Genomic DNA, 4,050 nt, shown 5'->3' on the forward strand with positions numbered 1-4,050 from the left:
GAGTATACCGCTAGTACTGCGCACAATGAGTTTGTTGCTGGTCAAAATTACACCGACAGTATTACGGTCGCTACTGCTGATGGCACCACCCAAGTAATTACCGTGACCATTACCGGTACCAATGACGCTGCAACATTCAGTGCAACTAGTGGTTTATTAACCATTGTTACTAATGCCAATACATCTAGCCTTACATTAACAGGTGGGGAGGGAATATTATCTAGTTATTTTACGGATCCAGAATCTAGTCAGGTTGGCCTTAATTCGCGAACTATTATTGCTGGCTCCATACCTACCCTCACTATAGCTAGCATGGGTTCTACCCCCCTCCTTATTGCAACAGTTGGCGACCTCACGGTTAGGGAGAACACTGGAGCGTTAGATGGTAGTTTTAGTGTAATTGCTACCGATGGCACTAATTCAAGCTCTGCAGCAACTGTTGCTCTGAATAATAACCTTAATACAGTATTAACTCTCAATGCTGAAACAACAGGCGATTCAATTATTTGGAATGCACAAACTGGGGCTAGCACACTAACCGGAGGCGCTGGTAATGATTACCTGGTTGGTAATATTGGCGCTGATACATTAAGTGGTGGATCAGGAAACGACAGCTTAGTTGGTGGCGCTGGCGCAGATATTCTGACTGGTGGCATAGGGGCAGATACCTTCATCATTAATACAAGCAATTCTTTAGCAACCGTTGGTGGAACTGGAAATTCCGGAACAATTAGTGGATATGACGTTGTTAAGGATTTTAATAATGTATTGGATACCTTGGATTTACAAGGTACTGTAGCTGTAGCATCGGACACTCTTGCTACTAATGGTACAGATTCAACTCTGACTATTGCTGGTGCAACTGTTAAATCTCATGCAATTAGTAATGGCATAGTTACCTTTGATGATGCCGATTCTTACTCAACCGCATTAAGCTTAACATCGGCTGCCAACGTTGCAGCAGCAGTTCAGTATTTAAAGGCAAATATTCTTGGCGCAGCAAATACCGTGGTTGCATTTACTGCCACTATCAGCTCAGTAACCCATACCTATATTTATGAGCAACTATCTGCAACGGCACCCGGTACAACAGCAGCAAATTCTTTGTTGGTTGATCTTGAGGGCGTAACAATTGCCGATCTCAGTTCTCTGATGGCTACACGTATAACTCCAATTGCAATTGATTTAAATGGCGATGGTATTCAATATCAAAGTCTTGCTGCTGGTATTGCGCATGATTATGGAAGCACGGGCCAAGCACTCAATACCGCATGGATATCGGCTAACGATGGTTTATTGGCCCAGAAACTTGAAAACAGCAACTTAAATATTACCTTTTCCACCCATGCTGGTGAGACTGACTTGCAAGGCCTCGCCAGGGCCTATGACGCGAATCATGACAATGTCTTTGACGCTAAAGATGCTGGATTTAATGACTTTGGTATCTGGCAAGATGCTGATAGCGACGGCATTGTTGATGCTGGTGAGTTCCTATCTCTAGCTGACCGCGGTATTCTGAGTTTGTCTTTAACCTCCGATGGAGTGATTCACACGGCAGCTGATGGCGATGTCTTAATCTATGGCCAAACAACTTACACTATGACCGATGGCAGTACTGGAATTGCTGAAGACGTAGCGTTTGCAGTAAGCTCTGTTGGAACTGATGCCAATGGCGTCCAAGATGTGTATCAAATTGCTTCTCTTGCCGAAAGTCCATTGGCTATTAATGACTTTAATGTGAATGATGGTGATTATGTCGATTTGTCTGCCATCCTCAATCCTGCTGACAGTACTCGTTCAGTCATCTCAATTGATCAGGATGGGGCAACAGATTCTCACTCAACTATTACAGTCAATATTGGTGGTGTCGACTATGAAGTGGCCACTCTCTACGGTAAAGAAATCGGCGTGCCCGATGCACTTGGTATTGCAGGCGGTTCCTCATTAAGCGATGCTCTGCAAGGAGCTAGCTGGACTGACGTAGTTGATGTCTCAAGCGATCATGGAGGCCCTGCATCGATTTCTGCGGCAGGTGGTTCTCTCACGAATAGCTATAGTAATGAATCTGGGGATTGGACTGTACAGATTAAGTCAGGCACAGCTACTATTGATGCGGCTAATAAGCAGATTAACTTTACAAGTGATCATGCGGGCAATGAAGCCATTATTACAACGGCTGATGGGACTGCCCATGAGATTACTAATGTAGACAAGATTTTGTGGCATTGATTTACTGTGGTCAAAAGCTCAACTCCAAAGAAAAAAATGGGAGTTTATATTAAAACTAGGCTATCTGGTTGAAAACACCTACCTACAGCAAGGAGCAGCCTTTTACCGCAAGCAAGCCGGTCCTTACCTCATAGATGAAGATGAGCTGAAGAGTCGCAACTCAAAAGGTCGCTTCTAGATGCTCAGGCCTTCAAAAGCACCATCCAGAATTGATTGGCTGTTACAAGCAAATGCTGAGGGAGCTCTTTCTTAATTGGGGCTTTTAGATTATCAATAAGCATGGGTATTTGTTAATTTTTATATAACTATAGTTATATAACTAATATCAGGCTTACATAAGTACATATCTACTATTACAGTCACAACAGATCGGGTAATTGCGCCTTAAAAATTTACTGAAAAGAAGTCATGGCTGATAGACCAAGTAACGCACCAACAACTCAACAAGTCAATGATGCTCAGCATCTTGATAATATGACGTCCTTGCAGCAACCCAGCGCAGCGGAACAATCTCCGATTACGCAAAATGGTGAAGTTAAGGGCGATGCCCCCATCCCTACAACGCCAACCCCAAACCCAGATAATCCAAGTCTTTTTAACGAACCAAAGAACCCCAATAATAAAGTTGTTGAGGTGGATTCGCAAAAACCGAGTGAGGCTCTAGATGAGGGGACGATTTCAAATACCCCTAGCGATCAGGGTAGCAAATTTACTGAGAATCTAAGTGGATTAAAGGGTGATGCGGTTAATCTGACGCTCACCGTTCAAGCAAATGAACTAGGAAAACAAGGTGATACGCCGCCAGAATTAGATCCAGGTGTAAACAAAGCGGGTGGTAATAGTGGCAATCAAGGCTCTACAGGCGGTGGTGGAATACCTCGTGCTGCCCAAGCTCCAGCAGGAACACCCGCAGCTGCATCGCCTGCGTCTCCAACCTCATCAGTATCGCAACCCAATTCCCCAACAACTACGCAAACAGTAGAGCCGGCTCGCAGTGTTGAAGCTGCACCTACAACCACCACGCCTCAGGCGCCAAATCCAGTTACACCTCAAGCACAATTTATTCCTGAGGAGCCCAGAGCAAACCAAGCAAGCATCCTAGCCCCAGATTCTCAAACCATCTCGGAAGATTCAACGGCAGTTGGTAATGTATTGGGTAATGATAGTGATGTGGACTCTGCTTTGACGGTAACTAGTTTTAGCATAAATGGCATTACCTACACTCCAGGTCAAGCAGCAGTGCTAACAGGTGTTGGTAGCGTCACTATTGCGGCTGATGGCGCCTATCTTTTTACGCCTGAGCCCAATTGGAGTGGTGCAGTACCAACAATTGGCTATACAACTAATACTGAAAAGCAGTCGACCTTAACGATTACCGTCAGCCCAGTAGACGATAGCTTTACAGATGCAAATGAAAGCATCACGGTTGCAGAAGATAGTAGTGCGACCACAGGTAGCGTACTAACAGGTACGAGCAGCGTGGATGGGACAGTTACAGTCAAGAGCTTTGTGATTGCTGGCAGTGCGACTGTGCATAATGCCGGCGACACAGTGACCATCACTGGCAAGGGTGACATTACCCTGAATGCCGATGGTAGCTATAGCTTTACACCCGCAGCGAACTACAACGGCGCGATCCCGGTCATTACTTACACCTTGAGCGATGATGCTGGCCTCACCGCCGGTGATACCTCGACCTTAACGATTACCGTCAGCCCAGTAGACGATAGCTTTACAGATGCAAATGAAAGCATCACGGTTGCAGAAGATAGTAGTGCGACCACAGGTAGCGTACTAACAGGTACGAGCAGCGTGGATGGG

General features: G+C 45.4%; 2 protein-coding genes. Both read left to right on the forward strand.

What is annotated here, in order from left to right:
* Positions 1–2,229: VCBS domain-containing protein (locus ICN42_RS11990; protein WP_304609719.1), on the forward strand; the 2,229-nt coding region annotated here is incomplete at its 5' end.
* A 408-nt stretch (positions 2,230–2,637) separates the two neighbouring features.
* A partial coding sequence (locus ICN42_RS06240; RefSeq protein WP_216252284.1) for an Ig-like domain-containing protein occupies positions 2,638–4,050 on the forward strand: 1,413 nt, incomplete at its 3' end.

The sequence above is a fragment of the Polynucleobacter sp. 71A-WALBACH genome, from assembly GCF_018882365.1.
In the GTDB taxonomy this organism is placed as follows: domain Bacteria; phylum Pseudomonadota; class Gammaproteobacteria; order Burkholderiales; family Burkholderiaceae; genus Polynucleobacter.